Origin of the sequence: Tepidicaulis marinus (assembly GCF_000739695.1) — a bacterium.
In the GTDB taxonomy this organism is placed as follows: domain Bacteria; phylum Pseudomonadota; class Alphaproteobacteria; order Parvibaculales; family Parvibaculaceae; genus Tepidicaulis; species Tepidicaulis marinus.
Map to the genome: position 1 here is coordinate 350,254 of NZ_BBIO01000001.1, position 19,876 is coordinate 370,129.

16 protein-coding genes are annotated in these 19,876 nt (G+C 61.5%); 7 read left to right on the forward strand and 9 right to left on the reverse strand.

All coding sequences use genetic code 11. The features are described 5' to 3' along the window. Nucleotides 1–121 precede the first annotated feature (121 nt). Entirely contained in the window at nucleotides 122–754 is a 633-nt protein-coding gene (locus M2A_RS01805) for an SCO family protein (RefSeq protein ID WP_045442087.1), read from the reverse strand. 235 nt (nucleotides 755–989) lie between these two features. Here M2A_RS01805 and M2A_RS01810 point away from each other — a divergent pair, with 235 nt between their 5' ends. From M2A_RS01810 to M2A_RS01825, 4 genes are all read left to right on the forward strand, one after another. After that, on the forward strand, nucleotides 990–1,583 hold the full coding sequence (locus M2A_RS01810) for an ankyrin repeat domain-containing protein (protein WP_197052807.1): 594 nt from the start codon (nucleotides 990–992) through the stop codon (nucleotides 1,581–1,583). A 62-nt stretch (nucleotides 1,584–1,645) separates the two neighbouring features. Then, entirely contained in the window at nucleotides 1,646–2,734 is a 1,089-nt protein-coding gene (locus tag M2A_RS01815; RefSeq protein WP_052379120.1) for an MBL fold metallo-hydrolase, read from the forward strand. A gap of 125 nt (nucleotides 2,735–2,859) precedes the next feature. Further along, nucleotides 2,860–4,227 (forward strand): ActS/PrrB/RegB family redox-sensitive histidine kinase, encoded by a 1,368-nt coding sequence (locus M2A_RS01820; protein WP_244444357.1) that lies wholly within the window; start codon nucleotides 2,860–2,862, stop codon nucleotides 4,225–4,227. A 157-nt stretch (nucleotides 4,228–4,384) separates the two neighbouring features. Continuing rightward, nucleotides 4,385–4,954, forward strand: a complete 570-nt coding sequence (locus tag M2A_RS01825; RefSeq protein WP_045442090.1) for an ActR/PrrA/RegA family redox response regulator transcription factor — start codon at nucleotides 4,385–4,387, stop codon at nucleotides 4,952–4,954. 132 nt (nucleotides 4,955–5,086) lie between these two features. Here M2A_RS01825 and M2A_RS01830 read toward each other — a convergent pair whose 3' ends face one another. The 3 genes from M2A_RS01830 to M2A_RS01840 all read right to left on the reverse strand — a co-directional run bounded on the left by M2A_RS01830 (nucleotide 5,087) and on the right by M2A_RS01840 (nucleotide 7,694). Continuing rightward, complete coding sequence (locus M2A_RS01830; protein ID WP_045442092.1) at nucleotides 5,087–5,563, reverse strand: MmcB family DNA repair protein; 477 nt, start codon at nucleotides 5,561–5,563, stop codon at nucleotides 5,087–5,089. Continuing rightward, nucleotides 5,560–6,468 carry a phosphotransferase family protein gene (locus M2A_RS17050; protein ID WP_052379121.1) on the reverse strand — a complete coding sequence of 303 codons (909 nt, stop codon included), beginning with the start codon at nucleotides 6,466–6,468 and terminating at the stop codon, nucleotides 5,560–5,562. Before M2A_RS17050 ends, M2A_RS01830 begins: the two co-directional genes overlap by 4 nt. Before the next feature lie 98 nt (nucleotides 6,469–6,566). Next, nucleotides 6,567–7,694, reverse strand: coding sequence for a long-chain fatty aldehyde decarbonylase (locus M2A_RS01840; RefSeq protein ID WP_045442094.1), 1,128 nt, complete (start codon nucleotides 7,692–7,694; stop codon nucleotides 6,567–6,569). Between the two features lie 752 nt (nucleotides 7,695–8,446). Between M2A_RS01840 and M2A_RS01845 the strand changes: the two genes are divergently transcribed. The 3 genes from M2A_RS01845 (at nucleotide 8,447) to M2A_RS01855 (ending at nucleotide 13,078) form a co-directional block, all read left to right on the forward strand. Then, complete coding sequence (locus M2A_RS01845; RefSeq protein WP_045442096.1) at nucleotides 8,447–10,807, forward strand: efflux RND transporter permease subunit; 2,361 nt, start codon at nucleotides 8,447–8,449, stop codon at nucleotides 10,805–10,807. A gap of 191 nt (nucleotides 10,808–10,998) precedes the next feature. After that, nucleotides 10,999–11,454, forward strand: coding sequence for a tellurite resistance TerB family protein (locus M2A_RS01850; RefSeq protein WP_045442097.1), 456 nt, complete (start codon nucleotides 10,999–11,001; stop codon nucleotides 11,452–11,454). A 166-nt stretch (nucleotides 11,455–11,620) separates the two neighbouring features. Next, nucleotides 11,621–13,078 carry a catalase gene (locus M2A_RS01855; protein WP_045442100.1) on the forward strand — a complete coding sequence of 486 codons (1,458 nt, stop codon included), beginning with the start codon at nucleotides 11,621–11,623 and terminating at the stop codon, nucleotides 13,076–13,078. A gap of 96 nt (nucleotides 13,079–13,174) precedes the next feature. On the opposite strand, the gene M2A_RS01860 is transcribed toward M2A_RS01855, so the two are convergent. The 5 genes from M2A_RS01860 to M2A_RS01880 form a co-directional block, all read right to left on the reverse strand. Next, nucleotides 13,175–15,769, reverse strand: coding sequence for a S8 family peptidase (locus M2A_RS01860; RefSeq protein ID WP_147446337.1), 2,595 nt, complete (start codon nucleotides 15,767–15,769; stop codon nucleotides 13,175–13,177). Nucleotides 15,770–15,897: 128 nt separating this feature from the next. Continuing rightward, nucleotides 15,898–16,539, reverse strand: a complete 642-nt coding sequence (locus tag M2A_RS01865; protein ID WP_045442104.1) for an HAD-IA family hydrolase — start codon at nucleotides 16,537–16,539, stop codon at nucleotides 15,898–15,900. A gap of 128 nt (nucleotides 16,540–16,667) precedes the next feature. After that, nucleotides 16,668–17,645 (reverse strand): SPOR domain-containing protein, encoded by a 978-nt coding sequence (locus M2A_RS01870; protein ID WP_045442106.1) that lies wholly within the window; start codon nucleotides 17,643–17,645, stop codon nucleotides 16,668–16,670. Further along, nucleotides 17,645–18,313, reverse strand: a complete 669-nt coding sequence (locus tag M2A_RS01875; RefSeq protein ID WP_045442393.1) for an AAA family ATPase — start codon at nucleotides 18,311–18,313, stop codon at nucleotides 17,645–17,647. Before M2A_RS01875 ends, M2A_RS01870 begins: the two co-directional genes overlap by 1 nt. Before the next feature lie 251 nt (nucleotides 18,314–18,564). After that, a complete protein-coding gene (locus M2A_RS01880) occupies nucleotides 18,565–19,872 on the reverse strand; it encodes an adenosylmethionine--8-amino-7-oxononanoate transaminase (protein ID WP_045442109.1) in 1,308 nt (435 codons plus the stop codon). Nucleotides 19,873–19,876 lie beyond the last annotated feature (4 nt).

Consider the following 19,876-nt stretch of genomic DNA (forward strand, 5'->3'; position numbering starts at 1 on the left):
CGCGAATTCTACCGATTTATGACGTTTGGACAAGATTTTTTGCGCTGCACAATGCAGAACGCGGTAATGACAGGCATAAAAGCTGAGGAAAAAGAAGGACTTAGCGGCTTTCTTGAGAGCCTTAACTTGCCTCGCCGTCCTCTTCCTCGATGAGTTTGTTCATCCGCTGGGCCATGGCGGAGGGCGCGGTGCCGGGGCCGAAATGGGTGAGGAAGCCGCCATCCGGCCCCATGAAATAGATTACCGAGGAATGGTCCATCGTATACTCGGCGGAGGAGTTTTCATCTTCCACTTTGGCATAATAGACCCGGTAGGCCTTGGCCGCGGCGGCGATCTCTTCCGGCGTACCGGTGAGCCCCACAAGGCGGGAGTGGAAATGGCCGACATATTGGGCAAGCGCCTCCGGCGTGTCGCGCTCCGGGTCGATGGTGATGAGGAGCGGCTGCACCTTCTCGGCATTCTCCCCCATTTCCTCGAGGGCTGCGGACATGGTCTGCAATTCGGTGGGGCAGACATCCGGGCAATAGGTAAAGCCGAAATAGATGAGCTTGTACTGGCCCGCATAATCCTTCTCGGTGACGCGGTTGCCTTGATGGTCGGTGAGCTCGAAGGGGCCGCCGATCAGCGCGCGGTTCTGCGCCTGCGTACTCACGCCATTTTCGGCGGAAGGAAGAAGCGTGCTCAAGGAAAGACCCACCAGCACGGCAGCGACAACCGCAAGAACGATAAGAAGGGTCTTCTGGCTGCCGGACATGCTCTGTTCCTTTGCTCTTGGGCGCTCTCTTGAACGCTTTCGGCTTATAGATAAACCGGGGCGGGCGGGTTTGGCCAGAGCGGGCGGGGCTGAAAGGGCCGCGTCATCTGGGCGCGGGGCGGAGATTTTTGCTATTCTGCCGCCTTGAATGCAGTATAGCCGCCGCTCGAGCGAAAAGGCGCGGCTACAAGGATTTGTGATGGTGAACGGAAAAAGCAGCAGGAGCCAGGCAAGCATGAGACAGCACGGGGGCGTGAGGCAGGTGTTTTTCGCGGCGCTGACCCTTGCCGCCTTCATCTTTGCGGCGAGCGGGCCGGCAGAGGCCATTCAGCGCCCCTCCGTCGTCACCCCCGATACCCCTTACATCGAGGCGGTGCGCAAGGGCGATCTCGACACGATCAAGGCGGAGCTGACGCGCGGCACGCGCATCGATACGCGCGACAAGCTCGGCCGCCCGGCTCTCGTCGTCGCCATTCTTTTCGGCGAACGGGATGTTGCTCATTATCTTCTCGAACAAGGCGCCCGGCCCGATTTGAAAGACAAGACGGGCAACAGCGCGCTCTGCTATATCGCCCAGAGCGGCAATGCGGTGCTGGGCGAGGCGCTCTTGAAAGCGGGCGCGGACCCGGACCGCACCTGCGCGGAGCGCGAAACGCCGATCATTATCGCCGCCCGCGCCGGTCATGAGGCCCTCGTCGATCTTCTCATCGAATACAAAGCGGATCTGGAGGCTTCCGATCTGACCGGACGCACGGCCCTGTCGCTTGCAAGAGACAGGCGCCATGCCGGCATCGTCAAAGCCCTGGAAATGGCAGGGGCTTCCTATTGAGGATCCATAGCGGCGAAAGACCCTCTGGACAGGGCCTCTCCGGCTGCCTATCTGTCTAATTCATGAAACAGAACAAACCCTCCGCCCGCCCCTTTTCTGCAGGTACCAGGCGCGGCGCTGCGCAAAAACCGGAAGAGGAACGGGCCACGCACCGGCCCTGGCACCATTTGCCGGGCGGCCAGTTCCGCAATCCCGCCGGCAGTCCCGTGCGCAGCCAGGCGCCGGTCAAATGCACGCTGCCGTTTTTCGCGCGCATGGTCCGCCAAAGCTTCGATAAGGTGGAGGTGCCGGAGGGGCATGTCATTCCCCGCCCGCTCGCGCACCGCGCGCTGTCGGACCATATGGTCAAGCAAGGCGATTTTCTGACCTGGCTCGGCCATGCCTCGTTTCTCCTGCGCCTCAATGGCAAGGTCATTCTCACCGATCCCTATCTGACACGCTATGCGGGCCCGGCCGGCCTCGGGCCGAAACGCTATGTGAAAAGCGGCATCGCGATCGGCGATCTGCCGCCTGTCGATTATCTCGTCGTCAGCCACAATCACTATGACCATCTCGACGAGCGCGCGCTTGCCCGCCTGCCCGGCAAGGAGCGCATGACCGTTATCGTGCCGCTGCGGCTCGGGGAATTTTTCACCGCGCGCGGGTTCAAGAACGTCGTCGAGCTCGACTGGCACGATGCCTATGACGCCGACGGGCTGACTATCACGGCGCTGCCCGTCGTGCATTGGTCGCGCCGCTCCGGCTTCGACACGAACCGCACGCTCTGGGCAGGCTTTTCTTTCAAGGCCGAGCGCCATCATGTGTTCTTCGGCGGCGATAGCGCCTATGGCCCGGTCTTCGAGGAAATCGGCAAGGCCTATGGGCCCTTCGATACGGCGCTGATCGGCATCGGCGCTTATGAGCCGCGCGTCATGATGGCCGCCTCCCATGCCAATCCGGAAGAGGCGGTGGCGATCGGGCGGGATATCGGCGCCAAGCGCCTCGTCGGCATGCATTGGGGCACGGTGGTGCTCACAGCCGAGCCGCCCTTCGAGCCGCCGGAGCGGTTTATGAAAGCCGGGCGCGAGCGCGGCTATACCAATCACGATCTTTGGATCATGGCGATCGGCGAGACGCGCGATCTCTCCGATCCTTGGCCCGCCAATACCTAAACTCCTCCGGCTTGATCTGAATGGCTTGATCCGGGCCTTTGCGGTGATTTATCCCGCACGCGCGGGCAGGCGTGTATGCTCGTGCCTCAATGCGGGCAAGCGCGTGGAAGGAAGAAAGGCCAGCGATGAGCGATCACACCATCACCAGCGATTTCAAGGAGCCGCGCCGTTTCGGTAAAGACCGGATGCGGCGGCTGGGCACGGAAAGCGGCGTGCGCCTGCAAACCCAGGTGCTCTTGCGCTGGCTGGCGGTGGCCGGCCAGCTTGCCGCCGTGCTTATGGTGGATTTCGCGCTCGGCTTCGATCTGCCGCTCGGCATGTGCCTCGGGGCGATTGCCGCCTCTGCCTGGCTCAATGTCTTTCTCGCCGTGCGCTATCCCACCACACGGCGTTTGCCGGATGGGCAGGCCGCGCTTTATTTCGGCTATGACGTTTTGCAGCTCGCGGTGCTTCTCTATTTGACGGGCGGGCTTGCCAATCCCTTCGCGCTGCTCTTTCTCGTGCCGGTGACGATCTCGGCAACGACGCTTTCCTTGCGCTCCACCGTCTCGCTCTGGTTTCTGGCGGCGGCGCTGGTCAGTTTCCTCGCCTTCTTCCATCGGCCATTGCCCTGGCAGGAAGGTGAACCGCTGGTCCTCGATTTTCTTTATATTCTCGGGATCTGGGTGGCGCTCGAACTCGGGCTCGGCTTTATGGCGGTTTATGCCTGGCGGATCGCACAGGAATCCAAACGCATGTCCGACGCGCTGACCGCCACGCAATTGGTGCTGGCCCGCGAGCAGCGTCTGTCGGCCATTGACGGGCTTGCCGCGGCCGCAGCCCATGAGCTTGGCACGCCGCTCGGCACGATCTCGCTTGTGACGAAGGAATTGCAGCGCGGCCTGCCGGATGAAGAACAACTGCGCGAGGACCTTGCACTTCTCCACAGCCAGGCGGAACGCTGCCGCGATATTCTCTCCCGCCTGACGCGCCAGCCCGATGAGCGCGACGCGCTGCTTGCCCGCCAGCCCGTCTCGCTGCTTCTGAATGAAATCGTCGATCCCTACCGCGGCTCCGATGTTTCCATTCAAATCGAGCTTGAAGCGGAAGGCGAGACGACCGAGCCCATCGTGCCGCGCGATCCGGAAATCATGTACGGGCTCGGCAATCTGGTGGAAAACGCCAGCGACTTTGCCGAGGATAAAGTTATCGTCAAAGCGGTCTTTTCCAACGAGCGCATGCATATCCGCCTGATCGATGACGGGCCGGGTTTCCCCGCCGACATTCTGGAAAAGCTGGGCGAGCCTTACATCACCACGCGCCCGCGCAGCGGCCTTGCCGATGAACGGGAGGAACATGAGGGCATGGGGCTCGGCTTTTTCATCGCCAAGACCTTTCTGGAGCGCTCGGGCGCCGATGTCAGCATCGCAAATCGCGGCGACGGGGTGCCGGGCGCGATTGTGACGGTGGAATGGCCGCGCGCCCTGATCGAAGCAGGAAACCGCGGCGATTAATCGGGTGCCGGTCCAAAGGGTCCCGATTAAGTCTCTGGCCGGCCGCACAAAAGTTGGCGCGGGCGGAAAGAAAGCCTAAATTGTGAGCATGGGCTTTCTTCGGGTGAAGGCCCTGCAGACCAGATCAGAATGTCGAGCAGAACGTAAGGAGAGCGCTGTGAGCGGAACGGAAACGGCAGGACAGGGCGAGGCGGGCGCGGGCGAAGAGCGCACGCTGTTGCTCGTTGACGATGACAAGCCGTTTCTCACGAGGCTGAGCCGCGCGATGGAAGGGCGCGGCTTCGAGGTGACGATCGCCGAAACCGTGGCCGACGGCAAGGCGCTGGCGCGCGCCGGCAAGCCGGCCTATGCGGTGGTGGACCTGCGCCTTGAAGACGGTAACGGGCTCGACGTGGTCATGGCGCTGCATGAAGCCCGGCCTGATGCGCGCGCCGTGGTGCTGACCGGCTACGGCAATATCGCAACGGCGGTGGCAGCGGTGAAGCTCGGCGCGGTGGATTATCTTGCCAAGCCTGCCGATGCCGATCAGGTGGAAGCGGCATTACTCGCCAAAGGCGACGGCATCGCCCCGCCACCGGAAAACCCGATGTCGGCGGACCGGGTGCGCTGGGAACACATCCAGCGCGTCTATGAGCAGTGCAACCGTAATGTGTCGGAGACCGCGCGCCGTCTCAACATGCACCGGCGGACCTTGCAGCGCATTCTGGCGAAACGCGCGCCGAAGTAAGCGGCTTTCTCTTTAGGTTTGTTGCTCGTCTCCACTCGGGTCTAATCCGAGGGGCTATACAGTGCTGCGGGCTTCGTGTGGACCCCGGCACGGGGGCCGGGGTGACAGGGAGAGTGCGGGGCGAGGGTGAAGTCAAACGCCGCTGTCGATGGCGAGATGAGCGCGGCGGGCGGCGACGCGGGCGAAGAGCAGGGTGACGGCTTTGCGCCGTGCGGCGGGCAACCGGTCTTCCGGGCTGTCGCGTAAAATCTCCGCGCCGAATTGATCGGCGACGATGAGGCCCGTTTCTTCCGGCAGCACGTCGCGGGGAAATTCCATCGGCACGGCGAAAAAGAAACGGTCGCAGAAATCGAGATAATCTTCCCATTTCTGATCGGCCCGGAAATCGGTAAGGCTCGATTTGATTTCAACGGCGATGATCTCGCCTTTGGCGTTGATGCCCGCCACATCGATCCGCCGCCCGGTCTTCAGCGAAAATTCGGTCAGCGGGGCAAAACCCATATGAATGAGAAGACGGCAAACCCCGCGCTGCACGGCAGCGGCGGTGGGGGATTGGCGCCCGTCGACAATGGCGAAGTCGAGATCTTCCTGTGTGATCTTGCCGCTCATGCCGTCTCGATCCCGGCTTGATGAAGGCAATGTTCCAAAAGCCCGCGCAGGCGCTGAGCGGTGCGGATATGGGTGGAGGCTTCGATGGCATAGGAGGTGAGCGCATCGACCGCTGCGCTAAGATAATAGCGCCGCCGGTCGAGCGCGCCGCCGCCTGCCTTATAGCCGCGGAAAATCGCATCGCGCCAGTCGGGCCGGATTTCGAAATGCCGCCATTCCGCCTCGCCCCAGCCAAGCCCGCATTCGGCCCAGTCGAGAAGACCGAAACCGGCTTCAGGGTCGTAGAAGACGTTTTCAAGATGCAGATCGCCGTGGAGAAAAACCGGCGCGGCGGTTTCTTCTTCAAGGCCCTTACCGATCAGATCCGCCATGGCCAGAAGCTCGGGCGCGGAAAGGCGCGCGCGGGCAAGCTGCAAGAACCGCTGCAAGGGATCGCCGGGCGCAGGCTCGGGCGCAGGCAGCGCGTGAAGGCAGGCAAGGGCGGCGCCCAGTTCCTCGCCCATTTCATCGGCGCTGCGCCGGGCAAGGGCCTGCGGGTGGGAAAGCGGCAGGCCGGAAAGGCGGTCCATGCGCAGCCAGTGGCCCAGCGGGCCATGCGGGCCGTTGATCCCGCTCAGACCCCCATGGGCGTGCAGGCGGGGCGCGCGGAACGCATTGGGCAGCGCGGCATCTTGCAGATGGCTAAGCGCCAGCACCTCGCGCCGGTATACCCCTTCCGCCGCGCCGAGCGCCCGGCCCTGGCCGACGGTTTTCAGTACGCTGCCATCGCCAAGATCGAAAACCGGCCCGCGCAGGCCCGCGCCGATCACCGGCCAGGGCGGGGCGGGGAGCTTATGGCCGTCTTCCGCCAGTCTTTCGTAAAGGAGGCGGCTGAGCGCATCGGCTTGGTCGGGGCTGAGGATCATGGTGCATCTTAAGGAGCGGGCGGGTTCAGGAGCAAGCGGGCAAAAAAAGAGCGGCCCGGGGGCCGCTCTTTCGCATCGAGGGAGGTAAGAGGTGCTGCTTACTCGGCAGCGGATACGTTCGAGAGCGCATCGGTGTTCGTGCTGAAGTTGATCGTCTTCAGGTACTTGATACCTTCTTCGGCGATGTCGTCGCCGACCATCCGGTCGCCTTCATTGCGCAGCTCGTCCATATCCACATAGGTGGCATAGAAGGCTTTCGTGCGGTCGGTGATGATGCCGGCCTTCAGCAGCGTCTTGATCAGTACGCGGAAGATATTCGTGCCTTCCTTCATCTGCTCGCGGCGGTCGTCGTCCGTCACCGCTTCGATCATTTCCGCCTGCACGGTTTCCCAGTCGAGGCCGAACTGCGGATAAAGCACTTTCTTCTGCTCGGGGTTCACGAGGTTGAAGAGCAGCGTCTGGAAGCAATGGGCTGCCCAATCCTCGATGATCTCCTGTTCTTCCTTGGAAAGTTTCGGGATCGTGCGGTCGGCCCAGATCTTGCCGAATTTGTGGTGGAAGGCTTCGTCCGTCATGACGAGCTGCGTCAGCTTGACGAGCAGCGGGTCGTTGGAGCGGGTGTAGAGCGAGGCGAAGGCGCCCATGGCAAGGCCTTCGACCAGCATCTGCATGCCGACGATCTTTTTATAGACTTCCGGCGCGTTGACGATATCCGTCAGCAGATCGCCCAGCGTCTGGCCGACGGGCAGCGGCTTGCCCCAGCGGGCCTGCACGTAGCGGGAGAATGCCGTGACGTGACGGGCTTCTTCGCGCGTCTGGTTGGCGGCATATTCCTGTGCGCCCGGATCGCGCAGAATGTGGCAGAGGCTCGCGGAAAGGTTCAGCGCGCCTTGCTCGCCATGCAGAATGGCGGAAAGCATCCAGCGGGCGCTTTCGTTGGCGAAGCGGATTTTCTCTTTTTCGGAGAGCTTCTGGAAACAGGGCAGGCGGAGCTCGACGATGAACTCTTCCGGCATGATCATCTCGTTCTCCATGTCGAAGGACTCGGAGAAGTCGATATATTTCTCGTCCAGCGGATCCCAGAAATGGTCATGGGTCGCGGAAATGATCTTGTCGAACGCCGTCGAACGCGCACCGTAGCGCTCGACATCCATCATGGCCGGAAAATCATCCGGCGCGACGGCATCATAAGCTTCGTCTTTGGTGATCTGACGAATGTCGGTCATTTAGTCCTCCAGAAGCGGCACAATGGCAGAGCGTCCGGTTGTCCCGGCGTCTTTGCCCGATTGAACGCAAAAGCGCGCCCGGCCCTTGATCAGGCCTTCAAAGGCTACGCCGTCGTTCCCTACCAGATTGTCAAGATAGGGGGCGGGAGGGGCGCTTTCAAGCTAAAAATGACGGTTGTGTCATTTTTCTATTAAGCATAGTTATCGTAAGCTTATCAAAGCTGGGTGAAGAGGCAGAAGGTGCCGCCGGCGGCTTTCACGGGGCAAATTGGTTAAAATTGAAGCAATCGGAGGGCGGGGGAGATGGCCCGGGCGGCGGCGGCGGCGAAAGGGACGGTAAACGGCCTGCGGCGCAGCGTCCCTTTTTGTGTGCGCGGCGTTACATTTCCCAAAAAACTGTGCTATCGAGCGTCAGGTTGGGCGAAAACTGCAAGCCAATTCAGGCGCCATAATGTTAGTCTGCCCAGCCGGGGACGTAAAAAGAAGAACCGGAGAACCGGCAAGCGGGAACAAACATGGGAGGGGGTCCGACTGTTGCGTATGCGACTGGCGTAGCACCTAATTGGATCAGGAAAGAGGCCTGTCTATCAGGACAATCTGACCCGGTCATACCCCCCAAAGTTTGATGACCAACCCCGTGCTTGATGCGTGGACGGATGATCCCTCCTTGCATGAAGCTGCGGGTCGCGGGAGCGTTGATAAGTAAATAAGGGGGCCGCACAAGTGCGCGGCTTAGGAAACGGGATAGGTCCATGGTCAAGTTATTGGAAGCCTTAGTCTTCAAGACGCGCGCGCTTATTCTCGCGTGTCTTGCCGTATTCACGGTGATTTGCGGCTACTCAGCCGTGCAGCTGAGTTTGGATGCAGGCTTCGACAAGCAGTTGCCCAACGGGCACGAGTACATTCAAACGTTCCAGGAATATCGTGAGAAGCTTTTCGGCTCGAACCGCATCATCGTGGTTCTGGAAGCCAAGGAAGGCACGGTCTGGAACAAGGAATTCTTCCAGACATATAAAAATCTCACGGACGATATTTTCTTCCTGCCCGGCGTCGCCCGTCACACCGTGACGAGCCTTTGGACCCCGAACACCCGTTACCTTGAAATTACCGAAGAGGGGATCCGGGCCGATGACGTGATCGGCGGCAATGTGACCGCCGAGACGATGACCGAGGACGACCTTGGCAACATCGAGAACAACGTCATTCGCGGCGGCTTTGTCGGGCGTCTTGTGGCGGAGGATTTCACGGCGGCGATGATCACCGCCGAGCTTCTGGAATATAACCCGCAGACCCAGAAGAAACTCGACTATTTCGATCTGGCCGCGAAGCTGGAGAAGGAAATCCGCTCCAAGTACGAAGTCGAAGGCGGGGACTACAATGTCCGCATCATCGGCTTTGCGAAACTGATCGGCGACATTGCCGACGGGGCGCAGACTGTGGTGATCTTCTTCATTGCCGCCTTCATTTTGACGGTGCTGTCGGTTTACCTCTATTCGCGCTCTGCGATCCTGACCTTCCTGCCGCTCTTCTGCTCGCTGACCTCGCTGGTCTGGCAGTTCGGCATTCTGCACTTCCTCGGCTACGGGCTCGACCCGCTGGCCATTCTCGTGCCCTTCCTCGTCTTTGCCATCGGGGTGAGCCACGGGGTGCAGCAGATCAACCTGATCACGGCTGAAATCAGCCGCGGGGCGAATGCCGAAGAAGCGGCCCGTTCCAGCTTCTCCGGTCTCCTGATCCCCGGCACCATGGCGCTGGTCACGGACCTTGTGGGTTTCGGCACGCTCTACATGATCGAAATCCAGATGATCCAGGAACTGGCCATCACCGCCTCGATCGGTGTGGCGCTGAAGATCATCACGAACCTTCTCATGCTGCCCATTCTGGCAAGCTACTTCACCTTCGATGAAGGCTTTGCCGACCGTGTGGCCCGTGCCCGCGAGTTCCGCATGAAAATCATGAACGTGCTGGGCAATATCGCGAACCCGAAAACGGCGGTGGTGACGTTCCTCATCTCCGTTACGCTCTTCGTGGTGGCGGTGATCGAAAGCCAGAACCGGCATGTGGGCGCGCTGCACCCCGGCTCGCCGGAACTGAAGGACGATGCGCGCTATAACGTCGATTCCAACGTCATTGCCGGCAAGTTCGCGCTTGGCCTCAACCTCCTCACCGTGGTTGTGGAAACGCCGTCGGAGGCCTGTATCAAATATCCTTACATGGAATATTTGAACCGCTTCTCCTGGCACATGCAGAACGTGGACGGCGTGTCGCTGGTGCTTTCGCTGCCTTACGCGGCCAAGAACTCCTCCTCGGGCTGGAACGAGGGCAACCTGAAATGGCGGGCGCTGCCGCGCAACCAGTTCGCGCTGGTGCAGGCCGTGGGCCCCGTGCCGCCCTCCACGGGTCTTCTCAACCAGGACTGCTCGGTGCTCTCGCAGCTGATCTTCCTGGAAGACTCGAAAGCGACGACCATCGAAACGGCGGTCGAGGCAGTGGAGCAATACCGCGCCGAAAACCCGCTTGAAGGCGTCACCATCCGTCTGGCCTCCGGTAACATGGGCGTGCAGGCGGCGGTGAACGATGCCATCGAGGAAGCCGAGCTTCCGATGATCCTCTGGGTCTATGTGGCGATCGTGGCGCTGGTAATCCTGACCTACCGCGACTGGCGCGCGACGGTGGCCTGTACGGTGCCGCTGACCTTCGCCACGTTCTTCGGCTACTGGTTCATGGAGATCCTGCAGATCGGTCTGACGGTGGCGACGCTGCCGGTGATCGTGCTGGCGGTCGGCCTCGGCGTGGACTACGCGTTCTATATCTACAACCGCGTGCAGTTCCACCTGGCCGAAGGGTTCAATGTGACGGATGCCTACAAGCAGACGCTGCATGAAACCGGCATGGCCGTGGTCTTCACCGCCATCACCATGGCGATCGGTGTGTCGACCTGGACCTTCTCGCCGCTGAAATTCCAGGCGGATATGGGTCTGCTGCTGACCTTCATGTTCATGACCAACATGATCATGGCGATCACGACACTGCCCTCCATCGCGGTGATCCTGGACATGATCTTCCCGCGCAAGAAGCCGGTGAAAGCGCCGTCGGGCGCGCTCGCCCACTAAGCGGGAAACGGACCGGGTGTTTGATCCGGATCAAAACAAATGCTGAGATGACGCCGCCGAGGGACATTTGCCTTCGGCGGCGTTATCATTTCCGGGCCGGGACGAGAACGCGGCCAGCACAGCACAGGTCAGCACAAACAGCGCTGCCGGCTGGGCGGTGCGGCAAGGGCCCCGCAAAAGGAGGAACGCATATGTTGGACCGTATCTTGAATTTTATTGCCCGGGGACCGGCAGCGCCTGCCCCGCAATTGGAAAGCGCGGCAACGCGGCGCGAGCTGGCGGCGGCGGCCTTGATGGTCGAGGCGGCCCGGCTCGACAAAAGCTTCGATGCCGCCGAGCGCGCGGCGATCATCCGCGTGGTGAAAGAGCGCTTCAGCCTGTCGCCGGAAGATGCGACCGAGCTTGTGGCGGTGGCCGAGCAGGCCGAGCGGCGCAATTACGACCCCTGGGTCTTTGTCGAAACGGTAAAGCGGTCTTTCTCCGAGGAAGAAAAGAAGGACCTTCTGAAAGCGCTCTGGCAAGTGGCCTATGCCGATGGCGGTCTGCATAAGTTCGAGAGCTATCTCGTCAATCATGTCTCCAAGCAATTGGGCTTGAGCAAGGAAGATTGCGAAACCGCCCGCAAAGCGGCTGAAGAGGCGGCTTGAGCGGCCGTTGCCCGCAGGGCCGGTGAAAATCCGCCGGTTTGGACGCAAGAAGGAGAGGCACTGCCTCTCCTTTTGTTTTTTAGAATTATTATAATATAGCTTGACGGATGGGCGCTCACTCCTTACATTGGAATTGTTCTAAACAGAATTCCAAGGGGAATGAGCCATGTCCGACACACCGCGTTTGACGACCGCCGGCGGCGCGCCGGTCGCCGATAATCAAAACTCCATGACGGCTGGTCCGCGCGGCCCGCTTTTAATGCAGGACGTGCATCTCATCGAAAAGCTCGCCCATTTCAACCGCGAGCGGATCCCCGAGCGCGTGGTCCATGCCAAAGGTTCGGGCGCCTTCGGCACCTTCACGGTGACGAACGACATTTCCAAATACACGAAGGCGAAAATTTTCGGCGATGTGGGCAAGAAGACGGAAATGCTGGCGCGCTTTTCCACCGTGGCCGGAGAAGCGGGCGCGGCGGATGCCGAACGCGACGTGCGCGGCTTCGCGCTTAAATTCTATACCGAGGAAGGCAACTGGGATCTGGTCGGCAACAACACGCCGGTCTTCTTCATCCGCGATCCCTTGAAATTCCCCGACTTCATTCATTCGCAAAAACGCGACCCGAAAAGCCATTTGCGCTCCGGCACAATGCAGTGGGATTTCTGGTCTCATTCGCCCGAAAGCCTGCATCAGGTGACGATCCTCTTTTCCGAGCGCGGCCAGCCGAAAACGCTGCGCCATATGAACGGCTATGGCAGCCACACCTATTCCTTCATCAATGAAGAGAACGAACGCTTTTGGGTGAAATTCCACTTCAAGACCATGCAAGGCATCGAGACCAATAGCGGCGATGAAGTGGCAAAGCTCATCGGCGAGGACCGGGAGAGCCATCAGCGCGATCTCTTCACCTCGATCGAAGAGGGCAATTACCCCAAATGGCGGCTGATGGTGCAGATCATGCCCGAGGCCGATGCGGAAAAGACCTGGTACAATCCCTTCGATCTCACCAAGGTCTGGCCGCATGGTGATTATCCGCTCATCGAAGTCGGCATCATGGAGCTCAACCGCAATCCGGAAAACTATTTCGCCGATATCGAGCAGGCCGCTTTCGAGCCCAATAACACGGTGCCCGGTATCGGCTTCTCGCCGGACAAGATGCTGCAGTCGCGTCTCTTTGCCTATCAGGATGCGCACCGCTACCGGCTCGGCGTGAACTATACGCAGATCCCGGCCAACAAGCCGCGCTGTCCGGTGCATTCCTATCAGCGCGACGGGGCGATGCGGGTGGACGGCAATGGCGGCGCGGCGCCCGTCTATGAGCCCAACAGTTTCGGTGGGCCGGTGGACGGCGCGCGCTTCAAAGAGCCGCCGCTAAAAATTTCCGGCGACGCGGATCATTACGATCACCGCGAAGGCAATGACGATTACCGCCAGGCGGGCGATCTTTTCCGTCTGATGAACGAGGTGCAGAAGACGCATCTCCTCGATGCCATTGCCGGCGCCATGAACGGCGTGCCGGAAGACATTCAGCGCCGCCAGATCGGCCATTTCCTGAAGGCCGACAAGGCTTACGGGGAAGGTGTCGCAAGCCGCCTCGGCCTCTCGGTTGCAGACGCCGCCGAATAGCTTTGAGTGATCAAAGAGCAGGCGCCGGTTCCAAGCCATAAGGCGCCTCTTGAAGCCCGTGACCCTCCAGCTCCCTGGGTCACGGGCTTTTCTTTGCTAGAACCGGTGCTGCAGGCGCAGGACCGCCGCCGTTTCCTGGCGCCCGGCGATGTGATCGGCGTCGCTCCGGTGGAACGTAAGCCCGGTCAGGCGGGTGCTCGGGTCGATATCGAACCCGTAGGTTACCTCATAGCGGGTTTCTTGGCCGGAGGGGCGCAGCGAGACGTCCTGATGGCGGGTCAGAATATCGCCGTTCCAATCCCGCCAGACGGGAAGATTGAGCGATGTCTGCCCGCCTGTGATACGCAGCGGCTGCGAGACCGCAAGGCCGAGCGCATCGTCTTTTGAAAAGAGATGCTCGCCAATGAGCCCGCCCGACATTTGCTGTGTCTTGACGTTTCCCACCGAGGTGACGATGGCGGAGGCGGAGCCGCCGACGACCGTCCAGCCATGATGGTAGCTGCCGAGGAGGGTCCAATGCTCGTCGATCCCGGCCTCCGCGCGGATGCCGGCAAAGGCGGTGCGGGAGTCTTCACCAAGACCAAGTCCGCCGCGCGCATCGGTGCCAAGCACCGTTCCGTCCTCGCTCATCGCCCCGCCATCGATCCCGATGGCAATCCTATCGGTGGGGCGCAAGGAAAGCGTGGTGAGGGCGCCGAACCCGTCAAAGGCCCGGTCCTCATTGCCTTCTCCTTCGAAGGACAGAACGCCGATGCTGGCTTTGTCCCCGAGCGGCATTTCAAGACCCGCCGAATAACCGTCCTCGGCAAAGCCCGCATAAGGCACCGAGAACATTTCAGGTCTATAGGCAAAGGCCGTTTGCGCGGCTTCAGGCGCGAGCCGGTTCAGAAACTCGCCGCTGCTTTGATGAAACCCGGCGCTCAAAGTGCCGCCCCAGAGCGGGGTGTCGAGAAACGCGGCATCGATTTCAACGCCCGTGCCGAGCTGCGTTGAGCGGAAATCGAGATCGGCGTCCCGCACGGCGATGGAAACGCCGCCGCCGCCCGGCAGTGCCGTTTTTGTGAGGTCCGTTCGTGTGCCGAGCGATTGCAGTGTGTCGAGCGCGGTGGTGACGGGTTCTTGAACGGCGACCCTGTCACCCAGATTATAAAGAAAGGCAGCCCCGCCCTCATCGAAAGCGGCGATCCGCAGCCCGTCCAGCGCCTTTGTAAAAGCATCGCCGAAGGCGCGCGAGGCACTGAGCACTGTCTGCATGATGCCGGGGCCTGTGCCGCCATCATGCACATTGCCGCTGGCAAGTACCTGGACGCGCCCAATGGGGCTTGTCGCCGCATCGAGATCGAGAATGCCTTGGCCATGCGCATTGGCGCTATAGCCGGCAAAGGATCTGTCAGCCGTGGTGAGAAGGCGGTTCACCGCTTCTTCCGGGGAAAGGCCGAGCCCCTCCACCACCAAAACGACGGCGCCGCTGACAAGCGGGGTCGCCATGGAGGTGCCGGAAAGATTGCCATAGGTGCTGGTGGGCACGGTGGAATAGATATTCGTGCCGGGCGCGGCCAGACAAAACGCCTGGGCCTGCCCGCAGCCGACGCTCACGACCTGATCGCTGCTGTTTACATTCGTCACCGCCAGCCATTGGCCCATCAGACGGTTATCGACAAGCGGCATGCCCGAGGAGACATCGATGCCGCCAAGGGCGGGGTTGTTGGAAGCGGCAAAGACGATGACGCTTCCGGCATCCTGCGCGCCGTCCATGGCGTTCAAAAAGTTCTGCCAGTCCGAGGCCGTGCCGCCGACAACGCTGGCAAGCGCGCTGGCCGTGCTTTTGCCGCCTGCGATTTCCGCCTGCACATCGGAGATGCGCGCATTATAGCCCCAGCTATTGCTGATGACCGTGGCGCCCAGAATACCGGCGCGGGTGAACTGCGCGGCGGATTGATCGAGCGTGCCGAACTGATAAAGCGCAAGGTTCGCGTCGAACGCCGCCCCGTGCATGCCGACATTGTCTTTCCGTGCTGCGGCGATGCCGGTCACGTGGGTGCCGTGGGTCTCGATGGGCATGGCGCCGGGCAGGGGATTGCCTGCCGCATTGAACTGAACCAGAATTTTCCCGGAAAATTCAGGATGGTTCAGCTGATAGCCATCGTCGAGAATGGCGATGGTGTGGCCCGCACCTGTGTACCCCCGCGCATAAGCATGGGCGAGATTGACCCGGTCATAGCCGCCATGGGCGAGATATTCGGAGGTGCGGAAAGCGTTGACGGCGGCCGGTGTCGCCGGGTCGGTGACGACAGAGCTGCCGACGGAGCTGCCGCCCCCGCCGCCATCATCGCCGCCTCCTCCCCCGCTCGCGCCGAGCGCCACGGCGCCGCCGACAACGGCAACCCCGCCGGCAATGGCCGCGACCGTGCCCGCGCCGATGCCGCCGGCGCTGGCGCCTGCTGAACCGGCTGCTCCCGTGCTTGGTGCGGCTTCTGCGCGTTGCTGCCCTGCGGCGTCTTCCGGTTCTTCTCCGGCGCTGTCTCTTTCGATGCTGAAGGGCGCGGCAATGCGCCAATCGGGCGTGAATTGAGTTTCTGAGAACGGACCGCCTGCTTGCAGGTTCTGGACCGGCAATACGCAGAGCGCGATTGCCGAGACGGTCAAGACGGCGCGCTGCGGGGCCCGCCTCCATGGACTGAGGTGCGGCATGTCATCTCCCTCACACATACTCCTCGATGCATAAGGAAAACGGCTGACATTATTGTTTGTTCACGGAGGAGTGGAGAGGTTTCGAAAATGCAAAACCTCGCGCACCCGCCTGCACGCTAAGGTGGGCCTTAGCGCAGCGGGAACCCGACGGCAGTCTCCAGCTCTTCCAGCGCCTGGGCGGCATTCAGCACCTTGATCGTGCGCATGCCGAGCGCCTTGGCCGGTTTGAGGTTGATGCCGAGATCGTCGAGATAGACCGCATCGGCCGGGGCGACGCCAAGCTCCGAACAGGCCATTTCATAGATGCGCGGATCGGGCTTGCGGATGCCGATTTTCGAGCTTTCGATGACATGATCGAAAAGCTCCATGACTTCCTGAACGGCAGCGGCCTTGTCCGCCGAGCGGGCCATGCCGGCGCCTTCTCCGGCGGAAACATTGTTGGTGATGCAGCCGACTTTGAATTTCGCTTTGCAGCGTTTGAGCGCTTCGACCATTTCCGGGCGAATGTCGCCGGCAAGCAGCTCGATGATCTGGCGGCCGCGAATATCCGCACCGAGCCGTTTGGCTTCGGCGGCGAATTTTTCGTCGAACTCGTCGAGGGAAATTTCGCTGCGCTCGAAGAGCGCCCAGGCATTGGTGTCGGGATCGGTCGCATTGATCCGGCGGATAAAATCTTTTTCAAGCCCGAGCTCCGCCTCGAAACGGTTGAAAGCCTCGAAGGGGCTGGAGGTCAGAACGCCGCCGAAATCCCAGATCACCGCTTGCACCATGTCGTCTATCCTGTCTTTGAAGGTCAATATCTGTTGGCGCGGACCCTAGCCGAAGCGCGGCAAAAGAAAAAGGGCGCCGGAGAGCGCCCTTTTCATGGTCCAGGTCGTGGCTGCGTGATGCGCGGGCCTTAAGGCTGGCGGCGCACGATACAGTCCTGCCCGGCGGCTTTCAGCTTGCCGCAAAGGGCATTTGCCCCGGCTTTGCTGTCAAAAGCGCCGGTGCGCACGCGGTAATAGATGCCCCGCTCGCCAAGATCGACCTGCTGCAGGTTCAGCGTCTCGCCGCCCAGCAGCTCAGGATATTTGCCCTGCAGTTTTGCCCAGGCACCGCGGGCGCCCGCCTCGTCTTTGACTGAGAGAAGCTGGATCAGATATTGGCCGGACTGCGCGATCTTGCTGTCAGGGGCAGCCGGAGCCGCTTCTTCAGCCGTGGCGGTTTCAGGTGCGGGCGCTGTTTCGGCCTCGGCAGCCGGTTCTTCCGGCGCGCTGGGCAGTTCCGGCCCCTGTTCGGCGAGATCCAACGCTTCGGGCGTGATCGGGGTGATTTCGACCGGAGCCGGTTCGCCGGCAAGGTCGCCAGCAGGCTCCGCGCTCCCGGCTGTTTCTGCCGCCGCGCCCGTTTCTTCCTCGACAGGGGCGGTGCCGCGGCCTTCATCCATGACGAGCTGGCCGCTTGTCTCGCCGGGCTCTTCTGCGGTGGCGGCTTCTTCCGCGCCGCTTTCGGGGGCTGCGGTTTCAGCGGTGGTTTCGCCGCCGGAAGGTGCAAGGCTCTCGCGGTTGGCGAAAAGCGACATGGCGATCCCGGCAATGACCAGCACGGCGCCCGCGACCAGCGCGCCGAAGATGAAACGGCGGGTCACTTCGCGTTTGGCTGGCTCGTCATCCGGTTCCATCACGACATCCGGCTCGGGGCGCACGGGGGCCTCCTTGCCGCCTTCCGCCAAAAGGACGGAGGAGGGGGAAGCGTGAGCGGGCTCTTCCCCCGCTCCTGCGCCGCTCAATTCTTCCGGTGAACTGGCTCTGGCCTGCGGATCGATGGAGGAGGGCAGCGCCTCCCCCTTTTTGGCCAGGAGTTCACTCGTCAGCGACGCAGGCTTTTTCGTCATTAGGCCGCCCCCCTAAGCGACTGATTCTCCAATAAAGGAGAACTTGTATCACCGCGCAGCCGTTTTTCAAGGAAGTGCAGGAGTTCACCAATCTCGCCCGTCGATTTCGACTTTTCCGAGAGTTCCATCACCGTACGTCCGTCGATCATGCTGGAGGCAAAATCGACGCGCTGATGCACGACGGAAGGCGCAACCGCGCCATGATGGGAAAGGGCGATGGCCGCTTCCGTGGTGATGCGGGCGCGCGGCGAGGCGCCGTTGAGCACGAAGGCGAGCGGCTTCGACAATTTCTCGCAGAGCTGCACCGTTGCCCCGGCGGCGCGCAGATCGTGCGGGCTCGGGCGGGTGGGAATGACCACGAGGTCGGAAAGGGAAATCACATGCTGAATGGTGGAGGTGATGGCGGGGGGCGTGTCGATGACGACGAGCTTCACGCCGCCTTCTTTCAGCCGGGCAAGGTCCGCTTCCAGACCCGCCTCGCTTGCCCGCGCGAAAAACGGCTCTTCGGCCTGACGCACGTTCCACCATTGAGAAAGAGAGCCCTGAGGGTCGGTATCCATCAACGCAACGGGGCCGAGACCCTGCCGCTGCGCTTCGACCGCCACATGCCCGGCAAGTGTTGTCTTGCCCGAGCCGCCCTTCTGGGACGCGAACGCGATCACATGCATGACGCCATATCCTTGCATCGATAGGGGGAGATCTCTGATTAGCCCCAAAGCGCCGGTCTGCAAAACGCCCCCACCGTTTTGCGCTCAAGCTTCAATGAGCTGAGAAAGGCGGCGAATCACCAGCCGCGGTCAGATTAACTTTTGGCCAGACCCTTCACAACATCTAGCTAACCATTTTCGTGATCACGCGAGATACCGTGTTTCGGCAGCACCACTATCTTTGTATCTAGGCGTAAAAACTGCTGACTTTGTCAGCGTGTTGCCCATTCGCGCGTCACTTTGAGCATCGCGCCCGTCAGCCGGGAGAGGTCTTCCTTGCCGGTGACGAGCGGCGGGGTGATGTAGATGATGTTGCGGAAGGGACGGATCCAGACACCCTCTTCCACGAAACGCTGTTTGAACCAGTTCACATCGTCGAGCTTATCGACTTCGATGACGCCGAGGGCGCCCAGGACGCGCACGTCCCTCACGCGGGAAATCTCCCGCGCCGGGGCAAGCTCTTCTTCCATCTGGGCGGCGATGGCGCGGGCCTGCTCAAGGCGCGGCTCTTCCTCGAAAAGCTCGAGCGAGGCGAGGGCGGCGGCGCAGGCAAGCGGATTGCCCGTATATGTCGGCCCGTGCATCAGCGCCTTGTCGGGGTCCTCCCCTAAAAACGCCTCGAAAACATGCTTGCGCGCCGTGGTGGAGGCAAGGGCGAGCGTGCCGCCCGTCAGCGCTTTGGAGAGTGTCATGATGTCGGGCACGATGCCGGCCTGCTCGCAGGCGAAAAGCGTGCCCGTGCGCCCGAAGCCGGTGAAAATTTCATCGACGATAAGAAGAATGTCATGGGCATCGCAAAGCGCGCGCAGCTTGGCAAGGACGGCAGGCTCGTGAAACACCATGCCGCCCGCGCCCTGCACCAAGGGCTCGGTGACGATCGCCGCCGTTTCATGTGCGTGTTCGGCAATGAAGGCCTCGAGCGCGGCTTCCTTTTCCCTATCGGCCGGCAGGTCGGCCAGCAATTGCTGCGGGATCGCGCCTTTGAAAAGCGTGTGCATGCCTTCTTCCGGATCGCAGACCGACATGGTGCCGATCGTGTCGCCGTGATAGCCGCCGCGGAAACTGATGAAGCGGGTTTTGCCGTGCTTGCCCTGATTGAGCCAATACTGCACGGCCATCTTCATGGCGATTTCGACGGAGACGGAGCCGGATTCGGAGAAGAACGTATGCGCGAGATCGCCCGGTGTGACATCCGCCAGGCGTTTGGCGAGACGCATGGCCGGTTCATGGGCAAAGCCGCCCAGCATGATATGCGGCATGGCATCGAGCTGTCGGGAGACCGCCTCGCGGATGCGCGGATGGTTATAGCCATGCGCCGCCGTCCACCAGGAGGAAATGCCGTCGATAAGCTCGCGCCCGTCGGCCAGCGTGATGCGCACGCCTTCGGTTTTGACCGCCGGCAGCGTCATCGGCGTCGTCTGCATCTGGCTATAAGGCAGCCAGAGATGCGCCGCCCCTTCCAAAAGCCAATCAGGAGGGGACGGGAAAAGCGGATTGAGAGGCGGTATACGCGCAGTCATGAGC